Raw genomic sequence first — 20,827 nt, forward strand, 5'->3', positions numbered from 1 at the left:
GAAATGAAGTAGAGCGTCTGTTTCGCCGCTTGAAAGGTTTCCGAAGAATATTTAGTCGATTTGACAAGTTGGATGTCGTTTTTAAGTTCTTCATCAACTTTTCACTGATCGTTGACCGGCTAATTAGTGTTAACAGGCCCTAGCTGAGCGGGCGGTCAATTGTGCCAGATGGATAATTTTTAAATTTTCTCCACTACTGATCCGAGTTGCGATTGCAGCAAAGTTTCCGCTAGATGCCGGTAATCTGGATTTGCGTAATACTCCTCTTCCCTCCAGCAACTGTAGGTCAGCTTAATGACGTGGGTGTCCCTGCTGCCGCAGGCGCTGGTGCGCAGTTCGCCCCAGTCCATGGATTCTGCCGGTGTTTCGCCTGTGGTGCGCTTGCGGTTTGTGCTTAGGAAAGCGATGACGAGTCCGCTCCAGAAGTACCGCAGCGCGGCTTCCGGATCAGTGCAATAGCTTAAAATCAGGCGCAATGCGTGACAGCCGGTGACGCCGTGCAACAGGGTAAAATCGCCGCTGTTGCGGTAAGCACTCAGTGCGACTTGGGCAATAGTCTGCAGGTCCAGTTGCTGGGGCTGCACAGGTGTGTCGAACCATCCACTCTGATGGGTGACTGCTGCCATGTGGGCGGCGATATTGCCTGGGGCCGCTGGCATGGTGGGATACCGGTAAGCCAATAGTGAGGGGATTTCTGCTGCCGGCACCTCTATTCTGTGGTCACAGGTGGGTAATGTCCGATATTCCAGATTCCAGTAGGCGAGGCCGGTAGCAATCTCCTGTTGGTGATTGGCATCCACACCGTAGGCGGTACGAATGAGTGGATGGAAAGCGGCGGAGGCAATCGCCGGCAACAGTGGTGGCAGTTCACGGCGCAGGCACTCTGCGATACCGAGCTGGCACAGCTGGTGTTGATAATAGTCGATGGCGGTGGGCAAAAGTTGTTCACGGTTGCGGCAATCGCCAATCGCAACTTCGGGGTTTGGCGGGGGCAACCGGGGGCTTTCCAAAAGGGGGGCGGAACGGTCGAAGGCCTGTTGCAGTTGTTCGCGGCTGGCCCCCATTTTGTCCAGTGCGATCAACACCATGGGCAGGTGGTTGGCCAGACGGTCGCCATAGTGAACATGGTAACGACTGGCCGCTTCCAACAGTTCTGCACAGTAGCGGGTAATGGCCATAGGTTCCCTCCTTGGCGGTGGTTTCTCTGTTATTTCAGTTTGCGCAATGGTCTATTGAGTGTTGCATACCGGATGGTTGAACTGCCTGGCGAAGCCGGTTGGTCACCAGATCAGAGCTAATCATAGCGCGCTCCGCAGAATTTGTGATTACGGAGTTGTTGTGGCACTGGCCTGGATGCTGTTCGCGCTGGTGGAATCCTGTCTGTTTGTTGCCCGTCGGTTTTGGTCGGTGGGCAACAGGTACAAAAAAGCCCGCAGTCTGCGGGCTTTGGCTCAGGTCTTGAGCTTCTTGTAGTGCATCCGGTGGGGCGCGGCCTGATCCCCTTTGCGCTTGACGAAATCCTCGTGGTATTCAGTGTAGTTGCCGGCGAAGAACACCGCTTCGCTGTCGCCCTCATAGGCGAGAATATGCGTGGCGACGCGATCGAGGAACCAGCGGTCGTGGGAGATTACCAGGGCGCAGCCGGGGAAGTTGAGCAGGGCCTCTTCCAGGGCGCGCAGGGTTTCGATGTCCAGGTCGTTGGAGGGTTCATCCAGCAACAGCAGGTTGGCGCCCTGCTTGAGGGTATAGGCCAGATGCAGGCGCCCGCGCTCACCGCCGGACAGTTCGCCCACGCGTTTCTGCTGATCACTGCCCTTGAAATTGAAGCGGCCTACATAGTTGCGTGAACCCACTTCGTAGTTGTTGATTTTGAGCATGTCGTGGCCGCCGGAGATGGCTTCCCACACTGTTTTGCTGTCATCCAGGCTCTCGCGCCCCTGCTCCACGTAGGCCACCTTGACGGTCTCACCGATGTTGATCTCGCCGGAGTCCGGCTGTTCGCTGCCACTGATCATGCGAAACAGAGTGGACTTGCCAGCACCGTTACCGCCGACGATGCCCACGATGGCGCCCTTGGGTATACGGAAGGACAGGTTGTCGATCAGCAGTCGGTCGCCGAAGCCCTTGCTCACCCGGTCGAATTCGATCACATTGTCGCCGAGGCGCTCGCCGGGTGGGATATAGATTTCGTTGGTCTCGTTGCGACTCTGGAACTCCTGGGACTGCATTTCCTCCAGGCGCGCAAGGCGTGCCTTATTTTTGGACTGGCGGCCCTTGGGGTTCTGGCGCGCCCATTCCAATTCCTTTTGCATGGCTTTGATACGGGCCTGTTCGCCGCGCTGCTCCTGTTCCAGGCGCGCTTCTTTCTGCTCCAGCCAGGTGGTGTAGTTGCCCTCCCAGGGGATGCCGTGGCCGCGGTCCAGTTCCAGTATCCAGCCGGCGACATTGTCGAGGAAATAGCGGTCGTGGGTGATGGCCACCACGGTACCGTTAAAGTCGTGCAGGAATCGCTCCAGCCAGAATACGGATTCCGCATCCAGGTGGTTGGTGGGTTCGTCCAGCAGCAGCATATCCGGGCGGGACAACAGTAGCCGGCACAGGGCTACGCGGCGTTTCTCACCCCCGGACAGGTTGCTGACATCCGCGTCCCAGGGTGGCAGGCGCAGGGCATCTGCGGCCACTTCCAGGCGGTGCTCCAGATTATGGGCATCCCAGGCCTGGATAATGTCTTCGAACTGTTGCTGTTTTTTTGCCAGGGCATCGAAATCCGCTTCCGGCTCTGCGTAGTCGGCGTACACCTGTTCCAGGCCGGCGAGGGCGTCGATGGCCTCACGCACACCATCTTCCACATTGCCCCGCACTGTCTTGCCGGCATCCAGCTGGGGTTCCTGGGGCAGGTAGCCCACCTTGATACCGGGCATGGCGCGTGCTTCACCATTATAGTCCTGGTCGACCCCGGCCATGATACGCAGCAGGCTGGATTTGCCGGCGCCGTTGAGTCCCAGCACACCGATCTTGGCGCCGGGGAAGAAAGACAGGGAAATATCCTTGAGAATTTCACGTTTGGGCGGCACTACTTTGCCCACCCGGTTCATGGTGTATACGTATTCGGCCATTTGGGGTTCCGTACTGGGTGTTGGAATCGGTCAGAATTTGCGCGCAACTTATCAGTTTGCGTAAAAAGTGCAACTGTGCCGGAGGTCCATGGGTGGCTGTAATCCGGTGTAGCTGACGCCGGCGTTGATCTGTGTTTAACTGCGGCGTTATCGCGGTCAACGGCAACAAGGCGTGCAGTAATGAATCAGGATTCTCCGGTATTGTTTTCCCGGCACGGCGCCCTGGCGGTCGCCACCCTGAACCTGCCCGGGGCCCTCAATGCGTTGAACCTGCAGATGATAGAGCTGCTGGCGGCGCAGCTGGACGCCTGGGTCGCGGATGATGAAGTGGCCGCTGTGTGGATAGACGGCAGCGGTGACAAGGCTCTCTGTGCCGGCGGTGACGTGGTGGCCTTGTACCGGGAGTCGACCGTTTATGGCGAGACCCCCGATTACAGCTACACCACCAGCTTTTTTTCCAGCGAGTACCGCCTGGACTACAGGATACACACCTACCCCAAGCCCATCGTGGTGTGGGGGGACGGTATCGTCATGGGGGGCGGTATCGGCATCATGGCCGGTGCCAGCCATCGCATAGTGACCGAGACCACCCGCATGGCTATGCCGGAGATCACTATTGGGTTGTTCCCGGATGTGGGGGGCAGCTGGTTTCTGAACCGTATGCCCGGCCGCCTGGGGCTGTTCCTGGGTCTGACAGGCGTACAGTTCACTGGCAGCGACGCACTGTTTGCGGGCCTGGCGGATCGGCTGCTGCCGGCAGAGGCTGCCCGGAAGGTACTGGATAGTGTGGCGGCACTGCCGTTTGGCGCCAATGCGGAACAGAACCACCAACTGGTTACCGACTGTCTGCGAGAGCTGGAGATGCCGCGAGACCGCTGGCCGATACAAAAGCTGCGGCCTCGCTATGAGATGATCCAGCAGTTGACTGACGCCGCCACGCTGCCGGAGGTTTGCAGGGAGATCGTCGATTACCGCGGTGACGACGAGTGGCTGCAGCGGGCCGCCACCACACTGGCTGGCGGCTCGCCACTGACACCCTGGATTGTCTGGGAGCAGTTGCGCCGGGGCAGGGACCTGCCGCTGGCCGACATATTTCGCATGGAGCTGGTGCTGGCGGTGAATCTGTGTGCCAGTGGGCACTTCCGCGAAGGCGTGCGGGCCCTGTTGATCGACAAGGATCGGCAGCCACGCTGGCAGCCGGACAACCTGTGGGAGATTCAGACTGCACAGGTGGACGCCTGCTTTGTGCCCCCCTGGCCAGAGAATCCGCTGAGGGATCTAGGGAACCTCTGATTAAGTCAGTGCAATCTCAGGCTTTGCGTCGAGTTCGCCAGTTAGGCGCAGTTGCGCAGGAATGCTGGCTACCTTTGTAGGGGCTGCAACGCAGCGGGCGGACTCGACGCAAAGCCCCGCAGGGCGGGCCTGTGGCGCCACTTGGACTTTGTTGCTGCGCTCATCAAGGACAACCAGCCTTGACCTTCGCGCAGCGCCTTGCCAAGCGGTGCCACAGGCTCCGCTGAGACAGTACTGACTTAATCAGAGGCTCCCTAGCAGGCTGTTGAAAAAGTCCTTTTCAGCAGCCTGCTGTCCCGAACAGGGATGTTCGGGCCGCAAATCAAGCATGTAACTGCTTGATTTGTCGTGGAGGGTTTGCGGACATGAGCCGCAAACCCGGGTTGAGGGAAGCCAGGGAGGGCTTTCTCAACAACCTGCTAGGAGTCTCTGACTAGCTAAGTGCAACCTCAGGCTTTACGCCGGGTTTGACATCAAGGCTGGCTGCCTTTCAAGCGCAGGGGAAGGGCCCGACACAAAGGCCACAGGACCTTGCCAAGCGAGGCCACAGTCTTCGCCGGGGCAGTACTGAATTAATCAGGGGCTTCCGGGCTGAGCGAGGCGGCGTCCGATAGGGCACAGGGAGATAATTACAATTTAGGAGCTGCAACAATGGCAAAGGTCGCGTTTATCGGTCTCGGCAACATGGGCGGGCCCATGGCCGCCAATCTGGTCAAGAAAGGTTTTGCCGTCAGTGCATTTGATCTGTCCCGGGAGGCGATGGCACAGGCGGAGGCCCACGGGTGCGCGCTGGCGGCGAGCGCGGCCGAGGCGACGGAGGGCGCCGAAACTTTGATCTCCATGTTGCCCGGGGGAGAAGCGGTGAAAGGACTTTTTCTCGGTGCGCGGGGGCTGTTGCAGGCCCTGGATGACGACGTGCTGGTGATCGACAGCTCCACTATCGCCGCCAATGACGCGCGTCAACTGATCGCCGCAGCCGGTGAGCGCGGTCTGCGTGCCATAGATGCGCCTGTTTCCGGTGGCACTGCGGCGGCTGCCGCGGGTACTCTCTCCTTTATGTGTGGCGGTGACAGCGGGGCGGTGCGGGCGGCGGAACCCTATCTCAAAGCCATGGGTACCAATATCTTCCATGCCGGACCTGCGGGCAGTGGGCAGGTGGCCAAGATCTGCAACAACATGCTGCTGGCGATTCATATGCTCGGCACTGCAGAAGCGCTGCAACTGGGTGTGGACAATGGCCTGGACCCACGGGTGCTGTCGGAGATTATGCAGGCCAGCTCCGGCGACAACTGGTCGCTGGACAAATACAACCCCTACCCCGGTGTGATGGAGGGTGTCCCGGCCTCCCGGGGCTACACAGGTGGTTTTTCCGTGGCGTTGATGCAAAAGGACCTGGGTCTGGCGATGGATACGGCTGCCAACAGCGCCTCTTCGACGCCCCTGGGCGCCCTGGCAAAAAATCTCTATCAGTTGCACGGGGTCGACAGGGAAACCCAGCAATTGGATTTCTCCAGTATTCAGAACCTCTTCCGCCGCCCTGCGGGCGACTGATGGGTTGCGAAAGCGCAGCGGTTTTCTTTAGGTGCAAAGGCGCTCCGGCGGTGCCGTGACGTAGGCGTGCAGCGATTCATACAGCTTCCGGGTCGGGGTGCCGAATAGCGGATCCTGCTGTCGCCGCAGTTGCCGACCAATCTTACGCCAATCCTCCTCTGTCAGCAGTTGTTCGAGCTGCGGAAAAATATGCGTGTTTTCGCGTTGCATGTGCTGTCGCTGCAGTTCCAGGTAATTCTCTGCGGCCCTCAGCAGCTGGCTGCGCTCCACGGCGACATCGTTGGCAACGGCATAGAAAAGCGCCGCCGTATGACTGGTTGCGGCGGCAATCGCCTTGTGTTCCTCCCGAACTGTCAGTATCTCCGCGCTGCAGTTGATGGATTTTTCCATTAGCCTGGCCATGGCCAAGTCTTCCAGTGGGTGGTGCCAGCGGTCTGGATAGACACTGATATAGTCGAGGGCGTCGAGAATCAGGCTGAGGGTGGAGGGGCTTCGATCGCGTCTATCCAGGTCGGCCAGCAGGCGTTCCACGGCATCCAGCAGCAGTTGCATATTGTGGTGGTCCCGGCACAGCTGTCGGTACAAGTAGTGCATGATGCCCTCCCAGGCAGGTTGACTGGTCCGATGTTATGGCGTCGCGGGGGCTGTCACTTGACGTAGATCAATTCCTGCCGCCGAGCTGGCGCGGCATTTGGCCTGTTGCCGGTAACCCCGAACAAACCGGACCAGGGCCACCTCGCCAGTTGGGTCAGGCAACCCGGCGTTGTTTTGATTTGGATCAAGGAGTTGCCCCCGGTCGCGGCTAACCTGGGCCTGCCCCGCTCATAGTCGTAGCGCCGATAACAATAAAATGGATGGATACCCTTGCGGGCGGGGCAGTTTTTTATGAAATTTTGGAGAGCCCGATGAAATTGTTTGCCGCTCTGGCTACATTGCTGTTGTCAGTCCCCACTATGGCTTATGAGGCCGGTACCTTTATTGTGCGCGGAAGTGTCGCCACAGTCAGCCCGGATGTCAGTTCCAGCTCCCTTTCCCTGGGGGGAGCCGAGCTGCCGGGCACTGCTGCGGATGTGGATGACGCCAGTGCATTGGGGCTCACCGGTACCTATATGCTGAGTGACCACTTTGGCGTCGAGGTCGTGGCGGCCAGCCCTTTCAGTCACGGCCTGGAAGTGAGTGGACTGGGGGATACCATCTCCCTGGGTGAAACCAGCCAGTTGCCCCCCACAGTGTTGCTGCAGTGGTACCCAATGCAACCCTCGACTTCGGTTCAGCCTTATCTAGGTCTGGGGGTGAACTACACGGTGTTCTTTGATGAGGAAGTCAGCGGGGCTGCCAATAGGCTCTTCGGGACCCTGGGGGCCACCGGCAATGCTGATTTGTCGTTGGAAAACTCCTTCGGTCTGGCGGCCGAGGCCGGCGTAGACATGGCTTTTGGCGCGGATCGGCGCTGGCTGCTGAACCTGGCGGTATTGTGGGTGGATCTGGACACAGAGGCGAAGGTTTCTGTTCCCGGTCTCGGCAATGTTTCTGCGGATGTGGATGTGGACCCATTGGTGACTATGGTAGGTCTGGGCTATCGTTTCTAATTTTCGCCGGATCAACGCGGAGCGGGAAGAGGTGCCGCCATTAGAGCAAGGGAAGCGCTGGCCATTGAAATATCGGCAAAGCGGCGTTGTCGCGCGGTTTTTCGCGGCAGGGGCAAGTTGACCATGCATTATTTATTAAATTGGCGATTGCCTAGCAGGGTAATGACTACCCGCGCAAACCCCATCGATAAAACCGTTATTTTGGTGGACCTCTTCCCCGGTATAAGCCCAGTCCCAGGGCAGGGTTCTCGCCTCTATCGGCGATAATCCCCAGGCACCTAACAAGGTTGCTGGTAGATACATAGGGTAGAGCGTTACGGCTATGAGTATCAAATTCATCTTAAAGAACCTCTGGTCAATTCAGTACTGCCACAGGCCCGCTCTGCGGGGCTTTGCGTAGAGCAGGCTCGCTGTGCTGCTGATGGGGGCACAACTGATATAGCGACCCGAAACCCTTGGAAATAGTGGGGCAATTGTTGCACCCTAGGAGGTTGCCAAGGATACCCCTGATTTTTTGTGCCTATGAGTTTTACAAAAGAGTTTTTGTCGCACCTGGCCTGGGCCCGGGCCCTGGTGGCCCAGAACCAGCTCAATCAGGCGGAACAGCTGTATCGACAGCTTTTGGAGACTGGAGAGGGGCGTGAGGGGCTGCTGCGCGAGATTTTCCAGCTGCATATGCAACAAAAGGAATTGGTCAAAGCGTCCGTTTGCCTCCACCAGCTGGCCAATGAGTTCCCAGCGAAACCAGACTACTGGTTGCGTGTGGCGGAACTGGCACAGTCGATGGGAGATCTTGACAAGGCCATCGGTGCCTATCGCAGTTTTTTGCAGCGGCTACCGGACAGCCCGGACAATATCTACAACTTTGCCCGCTTGCTCAAGGGGGCTGGCCACCTGGAGGAGGCCCTGGAGCAATATCGGAAAGCTCTGAGTAAAAACATCTCACACCCGGAGGAGGTTTATACCAATATCGGCGTGATCTGTTCCGAGCTGCGGCGGGAGCAGGAGGCGCGCCAGAACTTTGGTAAAGCTTTGGACATCAACCCCAACTATATTCCGGCGCTGGTGAATCTCGCCGGGTTATTAGAGGAAGAAGGCGATAGAGAATCCGCAGCGGATTACTATCGGAAAGTCCTGTCCATCGACGGCAACTATAGTCTGGCTCTGTCCCGCCTGGCTTATCTGCACAGGGCGCACAGTGCAGAGGATCCACTCATTCAACAGATTTCTTCTCAATTCGTCAGGCAGGGGATACCCCCGGAGAAGTTGGAAGAACTGAATTTTGCCCTTGGCAAGTTGCTGGATGACTGTGGCAGCTACGACGGGGCATTTTCTTCCTACAAGACCGCCAATGAGCTGGGCATACGGCGTCTTGCGCCCTACAGCCGGGCGGGTCACACGGAGCTGGTTGACCGGTTGATACAGGTGTTTTCGCGGGATTGGTTTTCCCGGGAGCGCCGGAGCCTATCCGATACACCGGTGTTTGTCTGTGGCATGTTCCGCTCCGGTTCGACCCTGGTTGAGCAAATTGTAAGCGGTCATCACCAGGTCACCGGGGGAGGAGAACTGGAGTTTTTCCCCGCTTTGGTTGCGGCCATGGGGGAGCATTATCCACAGGCAATAAAGGACAAGGGTAGTGATTTTTTTCGCCGGACCGGTGGTGACTACCTGAGTTACCTTAAAAGCAGATTTTCATCTGAGGATATTGTCACCGATAAGCGGCCGGATAATTTTCTGCATATTGGCCTGATCAAGAGTATTTTCCCCGGGGCCAGGATAATCTGGACCCGGCGCACCTTTCTCGACAACTGCCTGTCCATTTACTTTCAGCAGTTGGGTGGGGGTATGAATTACTCCGCAGATCTCGACAGTATTGGTCACTATTGCGTTGAACAGCTGCGACTGATGGAGCATTGGAAGGGGTTATTTCCAGACAGTATTATCGAGGTCAGTTACGAGAAGTTGGTGGCCGAGCCGGAGGCGGAGACGCGCAGACTGTTGCGCTTTCTGCAGTTGCCGTGGGATCCCGCCTGCATGAACTTTAGCGAACGAAAAAACTATGTGAAAACTGCGAGTATCTGGCAGGTACGTGAAGGCATCCACCGCGGATCCGTCGGTCGTTATCGGCATTACCAGTCTCACCTGGGGGTGCTGGAGAAATACCTCTCCGACCCATTGCTGGAAAAGCAGCCTTAAAACACGGACTTTAACCCGGCGGCCAGTTCGGCTGCCGGGTTATGGCACTGAAAAATCAGAAGTCCAGCGTCATGCCCAGGAAGGCGTAACGGCCCAGTGCGTCATAGGTGCCTGGGAAGGTGTTGCCGTTACCGAAAATATCGGCTCCGGCGTCTGCGGTGAGAGGCGGCTCCTCGTCCAGCACATTGTTGATTCCGCCGCGCAAGGTCACATTGTCGGTCGCGACCCAGGCCGCCGACAAATCGAAGTAATTCACCGCATCGAAGTTGGCGCCATTGGCCCCCAGGTCGTCAACTGCTCCGATATAGCGCCATCCACCGGTAACATCAACATCCCAGGGCGAGACCCAAGTCGCGCGGACCGTGCTGGCGAATTCAGGAGTTGGTTCGCCGCAGGCACCATTCCAGACACCGACGCAGTCTTGAACCGGTTCACCGATAAACTCCTGCTGATCCCACTTGGTCAGGTAAGTGGCGATCCAGTTGATGTCGATTGCGCCCAGAGAGCCGATGTCAAAGCCGTAGTTGGAGTTGATGTCGATGCCTTCGGTTTCGAAGAAGCCAATATTGACGTCGGTGGCGGTGATGCCGGCGGAGCCAATCCATAGGTTGCCATTGGCGCCACGGTTAATCGCATCACAGAAGAGAGCGTCACCGGTTTCCAGACACTTATTCAGAATGGTTTCGGGGTCGATGCCGGCGATAGCGTCGGTGACCTGGATATTGAAGTAATCGACGCTAAAGGTCAGGCCTTCCACGAAGGACGGCGAGTAGACAAAACCAAACGACAGGGTTTCAGACTCCTCCGGGGCTAAGTCCGGGTTGCCGCCGCCGACTACGTTGTACTGGCCGGCCGAATTGTCAATAGCATCGCCATAGGTGGCCGCTGTGATACCGGAGTTCTGGCACTGTTCCAAAGTGGCAGTAGGGCCTATGAGATTACCGCTAGCGTCGGTGCGCGAGCCGCAGGGGTCCTGGGTTAGATCGAATAATCCGATCGCTTCGGGGCGGAAGAGTTCGCGAATGCTCGCGTGACGTACCGCGGACTGGAAGCTGCCGCGCAACTTCAAGTCCTCGGTAGGTTGCCACTCGACGCCCAGCTTGTAAGTGTCGGTCTGCACGTCGGTGGAGTAGTCGGAATAGCGATAGGCCAGGTCCAGGCCCAGATACTCAATGCCGGGTCGATCGCTCACCAAGGGCACACTCATTTCACCGAACACTTCCTGCACGCTGAGAGAGCCGGATACCGGTAGAACCGGGCCGCCCTGGCCCGCGCCGTCACCGGTCTGAAAACCGTTGTCGGGGGAGAAATTCAGAGAATCGCGGCGGCTTTCCAGGCCCAGGACCACCGCTACACCTGTGTCGGCGGTGGGCAGCTTTACCCCATAGTCGGTGAGGTCGCCGGAAACATAACTGGAGAAGATTTCCTGTTCGGTGGTTCCGCGGGCAAACAGTGGCAGTACCAGATAGTCGATGGCTTCCTGGGTGACGCCGCCCTCCTGGAAGATGTTCCAGGGTACGCAGCTGGGATCCGAGCCGTCCAGCACTGACTGACAGACCGGGTTGCCGTTCTCGTCCCGGCGCACGTCGAGGGCGCGGCGGATGCGGTTGATGGAGAAGTCGTTGAAGTAGGTTTCCTCCAGGCTCACTTCTGAATATTGCCAATAGACATCGTAGGACCAGTTGTTGTTGAGGTCGCCCCGAAGACCGAACACACCGCGAAAAGTGGTGTGGCGCAAGTCGTCCTGACGGGCTCCGCCCTCCACATTGCGGCGGCCGATGTAGATAGCTCCATCAGTGCTGGTGACTGCGCCTGTATCCGGATCCGTATTGGTCACCGTCAGGTCGCTGACGAAATCGTTCTCCGTCAGGCCGTAAACGCCGCAGATGGCGTCAAACTGGGCGTCGGACAGAAAGGGGTTGCCGCAAAAGAGGTCATTGGTGACGAAAAAGGCGCCTGACGGAGCTATCTGCGCCACAGAGCGGTCGTCGGCGTACATGAGCTGCGTATAGATCTCCGCTTGGTCATTCACTTCATAGTGACCGAAGGCGCCCATGGTCCAGCGCTCGTCCGGGCGTTGGAAATAGTTCAGTGGGCCGAAATTGTAGTCACTGGTGGGCGGAACGAAATTGTTCCCGTCAACCGCGTACTCGAATCCTTCGGTGGTGTCGCCCTCGTTCAGGCCAAAATCGGTAAAACGACCCTCGGGTGTGGTAGGGGAACCGCCACAGCTAAAGGCGCCGGGCCTGCCCCCCAGCGCGCAACTGCTGTAGTCGCGGTCGGCCTGCAGCACTGGGTCTATCCTGCGATAGTTGGCATAGGCGGTAACATTGCCGCGGCCATTGTCCAGGTTGGCGCCCATGATTAAGGAGAAGTCGTTGGTTTCGCCGTCGGTCACGCTGCCATCGGCCGCTTCGAAGCCGGCGTTTTCCACCACGCTTTGAATTCCGCTGTTATCGTTGTTGTGCTGGTAGATGCCGGTTTGGGCCTCGAAGCGCACCCCTTCAAAGTCGTCCTGCATGATGAAGTTCACAACCCCAGCGATAGCGTCCGAACCGTAGGTCGCGGAGGCGCCACCAGTCAGAACCTCAACCCGCTCCACCAGAGCTGCAGGGATCTGATTCAGGTCGGCGCCGGACCCGCCTGCCAGCGGAGAGCCGGCTGGCATACGGCGGCCGTCGATCAGTACCAGGGTGCGCTGCGAGCCCAAGCCGCGCAGGGAAACAGTGGCGGTACCAGTGGCGCCGTTGGCTACGCCGGCGGTCTGGGTGGCGGCAACCTGGGGGAGGTCGTTGATCAGGTCTTCGACGCGCACCGTGCCGGTTGCCTTAAATTCATCGGCATCCACGGTAGCTACCGGACTGATGCTGACATCGTTAGCGCGCTGGATGCGCGAGCCGGTAACGACAACCTCTTCTACGGTAGGGTCAGGCGCAGAGTTCTGTGCCGATACACTGGCGGCGGCGACAGCGCCGAGAGCCGCAATAGCAACACTCAGTGGGGTCTTGATCATGGTTTATCCTTAGAAATGCAAGGTATTTATGTGAGATATGTGACGTACTTATATGTTGTACATTTACTTCTTTTAAGGAACTAATCGACTTTAATGTACTAAATAGGCATGGGGAATTTTAAGAATTAATTGTCAGTTCTTTCAGTTGATTGCGTTGATTTAAAAATAGCCGTAACGACTATTTGTTGGCCGACATGGCGGGGGAAATATCCCGCCTTAAATCGTTTAAGCGTTATTTTTTTTTAAAAAAAACCAATTTGTTGTGAAATTTTATTAATTTAACTGGCGCCTGTTTTTTGTGGTTAATATATAGCCAGCCTGTTGGTGAAGCCGGCCTGCGAGAGATTTGGCGAGAAAGTCAATCAAGGGAGGAGAGTCGCCCAAAGGGTTTCGCCCATGGGCCCTATGGCGTAGTCAGAGTCCTGCTACCGAGTCCCGATGACCGATACGGAGATTGATGTGGATCAAGCGGGTGTTGCGGCTGGTCGTTTACTCTCGCCGCGACCATTCGCTGCATGAGGTTGCCCTATGGCCCGAGTTGACGCCTGCCCGCAAGACGGTGCCGGCGCCCTGTCCGTCGAAATGCTCAACCGCTTCGCCGGCCCCTGTCCCCGCTATACCTCTTATCCCACTGCGGACCGGTTTTTGCCCCTGGAGGCCGGCAACTCGCCCGCAGAACCCTGGCGGGCTCTGCGCGGTAGTACCAGTCTGTCGCTCTATGTGCATATCCCCTTTTGCCGCTCCCTGTGCTACTTCTGCGCCTGCAATAAGGTGATTACCCAGCAGTACGGGCTGGTGTCCAGCTACATAGACCGATTGCTGGAAGAGGCGCACTGGTACCGCGACAAGGTGGCGGACCTGCCCGTTATCCAGTTGCATCTGGGCGGTGGAACGCCCACCTTCCTGACCGATGCCGACCTGCGCCGGCTGGTCTCCGGATTGGCGGAAGTGTTCAACCTGCATCCTCCGGGCCAAGTCGAGTACAGTGTTGAGGCGGACCCCCGCACCCTGGATCCGGAGACCCTCGAAACCCTGCGCGAGCTGGGCTTTAACCGCCTGAGTATGGGTGTACAGGATTTCGATCCGCGGGTTCAGCAGGCGATCAACCGGGTCTGTGACGAACGCTCGGTGGCGAACCTGACCCAGGCCGCGCGGGCCTGTGGATTTGGATCCATTTCCTACGACCTGGTCTACGGCCTGCCGCACCAGAGTGCCGACACCATGCGCGCCACAGTGAAAAAAGTGCTGCAGCTGGCCCCAGACCGCATAGCGCTCTATCACTACGCCCATCTGCCCGCTCGGTTCAAAGCCCAGCGACTGATCGATTCCGATGCCATGCCGTCGGCACAGGAAAAGATCACAATGCAACTGGCGGCATTGGAAGAGCTGGGTGCGGCGGGATACCAATTCCTGGGCATGGATCATTTTGCTCTTCCGCACGACGAGTTGGCCCTGGCCGCTCGGGAGGGCAGGCTGAGGCGCAACTTCCAGGGTTATACCCTGATGCCTGCCGATGCGCTGATCGGCCTGGGTGCCTCCGCCATCAGTTATAGCGCCGATGGCTACTGGCAGAATCACCACCGCCTGAAGGACTATGTGGAGCGGATTCGCGCCTGTGGCAGTGCTGCCTACAGAGGCTGGACCCTGAGCGAAGACGACCGGTTGCGCCAGCATCTGGTGATGGAGCTGATGTGCCGCATGCGCCTGGATAAAAGCGATCTGGCAGACCGCGCCGGTGGGCCCTTTGAGAAGAGGTTCGCGGAGGAGCTGCGGCGCCTGCAGCCCATGTTCGACTGCGGCCTGTTGCGCCAGGATGCGGACTCCCTCTACCTGACCGAGGAGGGCCGCTGGTTCGCCCGCAACGCCGCCTCTGCGTTCGACAGCTATCTGCACAGTGAGGCGGATACCGGTCGCTATTCCCGGGTGCTTTGACTGGCATATGGCGACTAAAAAGTGTTCAGCGGTTACAATGGCGCCTGGTGAATGTAATGGCGGCAGGGGCGCGGATATGGCGAGAAATTCGGCGGCGGTGAAGTGCAGTGAATGTACGGTCAGGCGGCTGTGCCTGCCAGCGGGGTTGCCCGAGCCGGACCTGGAGCGATTGGAGGCGCTCACCGGCGCCAGGCTCACGGTAAAGTCGGGGGAGGCCCTGTACCGAGCCGGCGACCCTTTCCACAACCTCTATGCCATCCGCTCCGGCAGTTTCAAGTGCTCGGTGCTGTCGGCGGACGGCGACGTCCAGGTGACCAACTTCGCCCTGCCCGGCGAACTGCTGGGGCTGGATGCCTACAGCACCCGCTGCCACCCGAGCTTTGCCCGGGCCCTGGAAGACAGCAGCGTGTGCGTCTTCCCATTTGCCCAGCTGGAAGTGCTGGCGCAACAGATACCGGCGTTGCAGCAGCAGATCTATGCGCTCTTTTCCGAGGAGCTGCGCCAGGAAAACGAAATTCTGTTACTGCTGGGCAAGCGCTCGGCCAATGTGCGGTTGGCCGCGCTGCTGGTGAATATCTCCAGTCGCTATGCGCGCCGGGGCTATTCCGCCAGCCGCTTCGTGCTGTCCATGCCGCGGACGGATATTGCCAATTACCTGGGCCTAACGGCGGAGACCGTCAGCCGCTTGTTTTCCGCCTTTCAGCGCGATGGGTTGCTGCGGGTATCCGGTCGCGACGTGGAAATTCTCGACATCATCGCCTTGAGCGAGCTGGCCGGTACGCATTTTGTCTGCGATGAGAACGCCGTTGGGCGGGCGGTAAACCTTTAGTAGCTCGTTGAAAAAGCCTTCCCCGGCTTTCCTTTTGTGTGAACAGGCCCTAGCCCGGGTCTGCGCCGGTTTCCGATACAGGTTTTTCCAGCCAGGACACCGCCTGCTCGGGCGAGTCGAATAGCTCTACCTCAGCGGAAACAAACCAGCCGGCCACTGCCGAAGCGGCGCGCAGCCAATGCTGATTGCCGACGATGGCCGCGCGGGAGAACTGATTGCCGTGCTTTAGCCCCAGCTTGAAATCATCCCAGGCCGCGCGCAGTTCCCAGCCCTCCAGTTCTCGGGCGTCGAACAGTGCTTTTACTTTTGGCTCAGTGACCGCGTCCAGGGCGCGGTCGATCATCGGCACGATGATTTCGTAATCCCGGTGGGTCAGTTTGCCGGTGGCTTTTAAATAGAGAAACACACTGTCATTGGTGCGTTGAATTCCAATGGATAAACCGTGCCTGTTGGCTTCTTGCATATCACTTTCTCCACTATCAGATTTCAGAGGTTCCCTGGTTCAGTATCCGCCGCCCCTGGGTCAGCGTTGCCAAGTCTATACCGAACAATTGTCCCGGCCGTGCAGTTGTCCCGCTTGATTTGGATCAGGCGGAAGGGGTTTGGGTTCCGAACGGCTGACATTGAGTTTGGTGATGTCGATGGATTTCGTAGCCCGGCCCGTAGAATCGATTTATGTCGCCCGGGTATTGATGTGAACCCGTGGCTGTTCGGCGCCTGAGAAGCCCGCTACAATCCGCGCAATTTTATCCGACAAAACACAGGAGATTATGATGCGTAATTTTGTAATGGGCGCGGCTGCGCTTGCCCTGAGCCTGACTTCCGCTGCCGCCATGGCGCAACAGGGCGGTGCCTACTGGGGTGTCACTGCGGGCATAATGGATATCGACTTGGGGAATGCTGACAGCCCGTTCAATGTCGGTCTGCGCGGAGGTTTCACTTCCCCGTCCGGTTGGGGGTTTGAAGCCGAGTACACCAACTCCCTGGTCAGCGGTGAAGCAGATCTGTTTCGCGGCCCAGCGGATGTGGATATCCAGACGCTGGCAGGCTACGGCACCTACCGCTCCCACGGCGATATTTATTTCAAGGGTCGCCTGGGTCTCCTGTTCGAAGATGTCAGTATTGGCAGTGCCAGTGACAACGATACGGGTATTTCCCTCGGCGGTGGCGTTGGTTTCAATATCAGCCCCAACACCAATCTGGAGCTGGAATACACCGTAATTGAGCAGGACGTAGGCTTCTGGTCCGGCAGCATGACGCTATCCTTCTGATCCCTGCGGGCGGCGTCCTGCCGCCCATGTCTTCGGCCCACCGGGCGCTGAGCTGATTCCCCCGGAGTGCTGCCTCGAAGAGGGCTGCGCAGCCGGCCCCCAAACCCGCAACGTGTTGGTGTACAATGCGCGCCCTTGCGGGGTGTGGCGACACTACACTGTAGCCACGGCGCCGGAGTTGCGGCCCTGGGCCGCCTCAATGCGCCACCGGCCCCTGTCATACCAGCCACCTGGCGAAATTGCCGGGGTGGGGCAGCGATCAAATAGGTCGCGTAAGGTCTGTTTGAATGCCCGATTAACCGTTGAAATCGTGGAATTTGGCATCCGCCAGCAACCCGCTTTACCGAGGGAATACCATGTTTGATTCGTCCGTGACACTGGCCTCATTCGATCCCGAAATCTGGCAGGCTATCCAGGAAGAAGACCGCCGCCAGGAAGAGCATATCGAGCTGATTGCCTCCGAGAACTACACCAGCCCGTTGGTGATGGAGGCTCAGGGCAGCACCATGACCAACAAGTATGCGGAAGGCTACCCGGGCAAGCGTTATTACGGTGGCTGTGAGTATGTGGACAAGGCCGAAACCCTCGCCATAGAGCGCGCGAAGAAACTGTTTGGTGCCGACTACGCCAATGTGCAGCCCCATTCCGGTTCCCAGGCCAACGCCGCTGTCTACCAGGCGCTGTGCGCGCCCGGGGATACAGTCCTGGGCATGAGCCTTGCCCACGGCGGTCACCTGACCCACGGCGCGCGGGTGAACTTCTCCGGCAAGATCTACAAGGCGGTGCAGTACGGTTTGAATCCGGATACCGGCGAAGTGGATTATGAAGAGGTGGAGCGGCTGGCGCTGGAGCACCGGCCAAAGATGGTGGTGGCGGGCTTTTCCGCCTATAGCCGCGTGATGGACTGGGCCCGTTTCCGCGCCATCGCCGACCGGGTCGGCGCCTATCTGCTGGTGGATATGGCCCATGTGGCGGGTCTGGTGGCAGCGGGTGAATACCCGTCCCCCCTTCCCCATGCGGATGTGGTGACCTCTACCACCCACAAAACACTGCGCGGTCCGCGCGGCGGTATCATCCTGGCGCGCGCCAACGAAGAGATTGAAAAGAAACTCAACAGCGCCGTATTTCCCGGCGGTCAGGGCGGCCCACTGATGCATGTCATCGCCGCCAAGGCGGTCTCCTTCAAAGAGGCGATGGGTACGGAATTCAAGGCCTACCAGAAGGCCGTGGTACAGAATGCCCGCGCCATGGCGGATACCTTTCTCGATCGGGGCATCAACATCGTGTCCGGAGGTACCGACGACCACCTGATGCTGGTGGATCTGATTGGCAAGGAATACACCGGCAAGGATGCGGATGAAGCCCTGGGCAGGGCCAATATCACCGTGAACAAGAACGCGGTACCCAACGACCCCCGCTCGCCGTTCATCACCAGTGGCCTGCGCGTGGGCACACCGGCCATCACCACCCGCGGTTTTGGTGTGGACGAAACCCGTCAGCTCACCCACTGGATCTGTGATGTTTTGGATGCGCTGGAAAAGAAGGATGCAGAGGCGACCATTGCCGAGGTGAAAGAAAAAGTACTGGATATCTGCGCGCAGTTTCCGGTGTATAAAAGCGACTGATCGACATTGAACCGCCGCCCGGTTTGCCGGGTTGCGGTTTGTATCGGCCTGTCCGGGCCGCGGTCCCAGTGCAATGGCTGTGGTAGACTGCGGTCTATTTTGATACAGGGACACAGCTCCATGCACTGCCCTTTCTGCGGCGCAGAGGATACCAAGGTGGTCGATTCCCGGCTGGTCGCGGAGGGCGACCAGGTGCGCCGCCGGCGCGAATGCCTGGGCTGCCGCGAACGCTTCACCACGTTTGAGACCGCAGAGCTGTTGCTGCCGCGGGTCATCAAGCAGAATGGCAAGCGCGAATCCTTTGACGAGAAAAAACTCCGCGCCGGTATCCAGAGGGCGGTGGAAAAGCGCCCGGTCAGCACCGAGCAGGTGGAGACGGCGGTGGCGCATATCAAGCATTCATTGCGGGCCGCCGGCGAGCGCGAGCTGCCCGCCAGGGCCATCGGCCAGCTGGTGATGGAGCAGCTGCGCGAACTGGACCAGGTAGCCTATGTGCGCTTCGCCTCGGTCTATCGCCGTTTCGAGGACGTCAGTGACTTCGGAAGGGAAATCGAGCGCCTGACCCGCAAGCCGTCGGAGATCAGATGACCCCCACAGCGGAGTCCCTTATGGCTCGCGCCGTACAGTTGGCGCAGCGGGGGCTGTACACCACCATGCCCAATCCCCGGGTCGGCTGTGTTATCGCCGATGCTGCCGGTGCGATTCTGGCGGAGGGCTGGCACCGCCGCGCCGGCCTGCCCCACGCCGAGATCGAAGCCCTGGAGGCTGCCGGCGGACGCGCTGCGGGTGCCACTGTCTACGTCACCCTGGAGCCCTGTAGCCATACGGGCAAGACCGGCCCCTGTGCCGAGGCGCTGGTCGCCGCCGGCGTGACGCGGCTGGTGTTTGGTATGGAGGATCCAAATCCCTCTGTTAGCGGCTCAGGTCTGCAAAAACTGCGGGAGGCCGGTATTGAGGTAGAGGGGCCTGTGCTGGAGAGAGAGTGCCGGGCCCTCAATCCCGGCTTTATCAAGCGCATGACACTGGGACTGCCAATGGTGCGCTGCAAATCGGCCATGAGCCTGGATGGGCGCACCGCCATGGCCAGCGGTGAATCGAAATGGGTGACGGGTCCGGCGGCCCGGGCCGATGTGCAGCGGCTGCGGGCGCGCAGCTGCGCGATTGTCACCGGTGTCGAAACCGTGCGTTTCGACAACCCCAATCTGAATGTGCGCGCCGATGAGATGGCGCTGGAACTGCTCGCTGCGGAAGAGGCCGCCCTGGTGCAGCCCCTGCGGGTGATTGTGGACAGCCAGCTGCGCACCCCGGTGGACGCCTTTATTTTGCAGGGTGATGCCCCCACATTGATCTGCACCACGGAGCAAGCCGACCCCTCCCGCCGCCAGCGCTTGCAGGGGGCCGGTGCCGAAGTGCTGACCCTGCCTGCCGACGGCGGCGGCCGCGTGGACCTCTCGGCACTGCTGCGGGAACTGGCGCGCCGCCAGTGCAACGAGGTGTTGATAGAAAGCGGCGCCACTCTGTCGGGAGAGTTTCTTTATCGCGGTCATGTGGACGAGTTGATTGTCTATATGGCGCCAAAGCTGCTGGGCAGCAGTGCGCGGCCGCTGTTTGAGTTGCCCATCGCGCGCATGGGCTCGGTACTGCCCGTAACCATTACCGATATGCGCGCGGTAGGCCACGACTGGCGTATTACCGCCACCACGGATATTGAACGCTAGGGCCGATTCTGATGTTTACTGGAATTATTGCAGCCATCGGTGAGATAGCCGAGCTCAGAGCCCAGGGCGGTGACCTGCGGGTGCGGGTCAAAACCGGCCGGCTGGATTTGTCGGATGTGCAGCTCGGGGACAGCATCGCCACCAATGGCGTCTGCCTCACGGTGGTGGAGCTTCCCGGCGACGGTTACTGGGCCGATGTCTCTGCCGAGACCCTGGACGTCACCAGTGTCGCAAGCTGGAAGCTGGGCGACCGGGTCAATCTGGAAAAGGCGCTGACGCCCAGTACCCGCCTCGGCGGGCACATTGTCAGCGGCCATGTAGACGGCATTGGCGAAGTGATCTGGCGCCGGCGCGAGGCGCGGGCGGAGCGTTTTCGCCTGCGCGCCCCCGACACACTGGCCAGATATATCGCCCACAAGGGCTCCATCACCGTGGACGGCACCAGCCTCACCGTTAACGCCGTGGATGGCGCCGAGTTCGAACTGACCATAGTGCCGCACACCCTGCAGGAGACCATTATCGGCGATTATAGCGCCGGCACCCGGGTCAACCTGGAGGTGGACCTGATCGCGCGCTACCTGGAGCGCCTGCTGCTGGGGGAGAGGGCCGCGACATCAGACAGTGGTGGCCTGACAGTTGAATTACTGGCCCGGCACGGTTTTTCCAAGGGCCGCTAGCGCATTTCGATACGGGG

16 protein-coding genes are annotated in these 20,827 nt (G+C 59.2%); 11 read left to right on the forward strand and 5 right to left on the reverse strand.

The window, feature by feature from the left end; genetic code table 11:
* Positions 1–179 precede the first annotated feature (179 nt).
* Both ABVT36_RS09450 and ettA read right to left on the reverse strand, forming a co-directional pair.
* Entirely contained in the window at positions 180–1,178 is a 999-nt protein-coding gene (locus ABVT36_RS09450) for a questin oxidase family protein (RefSeq protein ID WP_368456352.1), read from the reverse strand.
* A gap of 273 nt (positions 1,179–1,451) precedes the next feature.
* Complete coding sequence (gene ettA, locus ABVT36_RS09455) at positions 1,452–3,116, reverse strand: energy-dependent translational throttle protein EttA (protein WP_368456353.1); 1,665 nt, start codon at positions 3,114–3,116, stop codon at positions 1,452–1,454.
* A gap of 180 nt (positions 3,117–3,296) precedes the next feature.
* On the opposite strand from ettA, the gene ABVT36_RS09460 reads away from it, so the two are divergent.
* On the forward strand, positions 3,297–4,409 hold the full coding sequence (locus tag ABVT36_RS09460; RefSeq protein ID WP_368456354.1) for an enoyl-CoA hydratase/isomerase family protein: 1,113 nt from the start codon (positions 3,297–3,299) through the stop codon (positions 4,407–4,409).
* Positions 4,410–5,060: 651 nt separating this feature from the next.
* The gene (gene mmsB, locus ABVT36_RS09465) at positions 5,061–5,960 is read left to right on the forward strand and encodes a 3-hydroxyisobutyrate dehydrogenase (RefSeq protein ID WP_368456355.1); all 900 of its coding nucleotides are present in this window, start codon (positions 5,061–5,063) and stop codon (positions 5,958–5,960) included.
* 27 nt (positions 5,961–5,987) lie between these two features.
* Here the strand turns inward: mmsB and ABVT36_RS09470 are convergent, their stop codons facing one another.
* Positions 5,988–6,554, reverse strand: coding sequence for a hemerythrin domain-containing protein (locus ABVT36_RS09470; protein ID WP_368456356.1), 567 nt, complete (start codon positions 6,552–6,554; stop codon positions 5,988–5,990).
* 311 nt (positions 6,555–6,865) lie between these two features.
* Here ABVT36_RS09470 and ABVT36_RS09475 point away from each other — a divergent pair, with 311 nt between their 5' ends.
* Entirely contained in the window at positions 6,866–7,549 is a 684-nt protein-coding gene (locus ABVT36_RS09475) for an OmpW family protein (RefSeq protein WP_368456357.1), read from the forward strand.
* A 522-nt stretch (positions 7,550–8,071) separates the two neighbouring features.
* Positions 8,072–9,745, forward strand: a complete 1,674-nt coding sequence (locus ABVT36_RS09480) for a sulfotransferase (protein WP_368456358.1) — start codon at positions 8,072–8,074, stop codon at positions 9,743–9,745.
* 55 nt (positions 9,746–9,800) lie between these two features.
* Here the strand turns inward: ABVT36_RS09480 and ABVT36_RS09485 are convergent, their stop codons facing one another.
* Positions 9,801–12,758: a TonB-dependent receptor gene (locus tag ABVT36_RS09485; RefSeq protein WP_368456359.1), complete on the reverse strand. Its 2,958-nt coding sequence runs from the start codon at positions 12,756–12,758 to the stop codon at positions 9,801–9,803.
* A gap of 528 nt (positions 12,759–13,286) precedes the next feature.
* Between ABVT36_RS09485 and hemN the strand changes: the two genes are divergently transcribed.
* Positions 13,287–14,690 (forward strand): oxygen-independent coproporphyrinogen III oxidase, encoded by a 1,404-nt coding sequence (hemN, locus tag ABVT36_RS09490; protein WP_368456360.1) that lies wholly within the window; start codon positions 13,287–13,289, stop codon positions 14,688–14,690.
* 76 nt (positions 14,691–14,766) lie between these two features.
* Complete coding sequence (gene fnr, locus ABVT36_RS09495; RefSeq protein WP_367151058.1) at positions 14,767–15,519, forward strand: fumarate/nitrate reduction transcriptional regulator Fnr; 753 nt, start codon at positions 14,767–14,769, stop codon at positions 15,517–15,519.
* 49 nt (positions 15,520–15,568) lie between these two features.
* Here the strand turns inward: fnr and ABVT36_RS09500 are convergent, their stop codons facing one another.
* Positions 15,569–15,982: an STAS/SEC14 domain-containing protein gene (locus ABVT36_RS09500; protein ID WP_368456361.1), complete on the reverse strand. Its 414-nt coding sequence runs from the start codon at positions 15,980–15,982 to the stop codon at positions 15,569–15,571.
* 310 nt (positions 15,983–16,292) lie between these two features.
* Here ABVT36_RS09500 and ABVT36_RS09505 point away from each other — a divergent pair, with 310 nt between their 5' ends.
* The 5 genes from ABVT36_RS09505 (at position 16,293) to ABVT36_RS09525 (ending at position 20,810) form a co-directional block, all read left to right on the forward strand.
* Positions 16,293–16,790: an outer membrane beta-barrel protein gene (locus ABVT36_RS09505; RefSeq protein ID WP_367151062.1), complete on the forward strand. Its 498-nt coding sequence runs from the start codon at positions 16,293–16,295 to the stop codon at positions 16,788–16,790.
* Between the two features lie 356 nt (positions 16,791–17,146).
* On the forward strand, positions 17,147–18,415 hold the full coding sequence (gene glyA / locus ABVT36_RS09510; RefSeq protein WP_368456362.1) for a serine hydroxymethyltransferase: 1,269 nt from the start codon (positions 17,147–17,149) through the stop codon (positions 18,413–18,415).
* Positions 18,416–18,535: 120 nt separating this feature from the next.
* Positions 18,536–19,003: a transcriptional regulator NrdR gene (gene nrdR / locus ABVT36_RS09515; RefSeq protein ID WP_368456363.1), complete on the forward strand. Its 468-nt coding sequence runs from the start codon at positions 18,536–18,538 to the stop codon at positions 19,001–19,003.
* Entirely contained in the window at positions 19,000–20,133 is a 1,134-nt protein-coding gene (ribD, locus tag ABVT36_RS09520) for a bifunctional diaminohydroxyphosphoribosylaminopyrimidine deaminase/5-amino-6-(5-phosphoribosylamino)uracil reductase RibD (protein ID WP_368456364.1), read from the forward strand. Before nrdR ends, ribD begins: the two co-directional genes overlap by 4 nt.
* Positions 20,134–20,144: 11 nt before the next feature.
* Positions 20,145–20,810: a riboflavin synthase gene (locus tag ABVT36_RS09525; RefSeq protein ID WP_368456365.1), complete on the forward strand. Its 666-nt coding sequence runs from the start codon at positions 20,145–20,147 to the stop codon at positions 20,808–20,810.
* Positions 20,811–20,827 lie beyond the last annotated feature (17 nt).

The organism is Microbulbifer sp. TYP-18 (assembly GCF_040932045.1).
Classification (GTDB): domain Bacteria; phylum Pseudomonadota; class Gammaproteobacteria; order Pseudomonadales; family Cellvibrionaceae; genus Microbulbifer.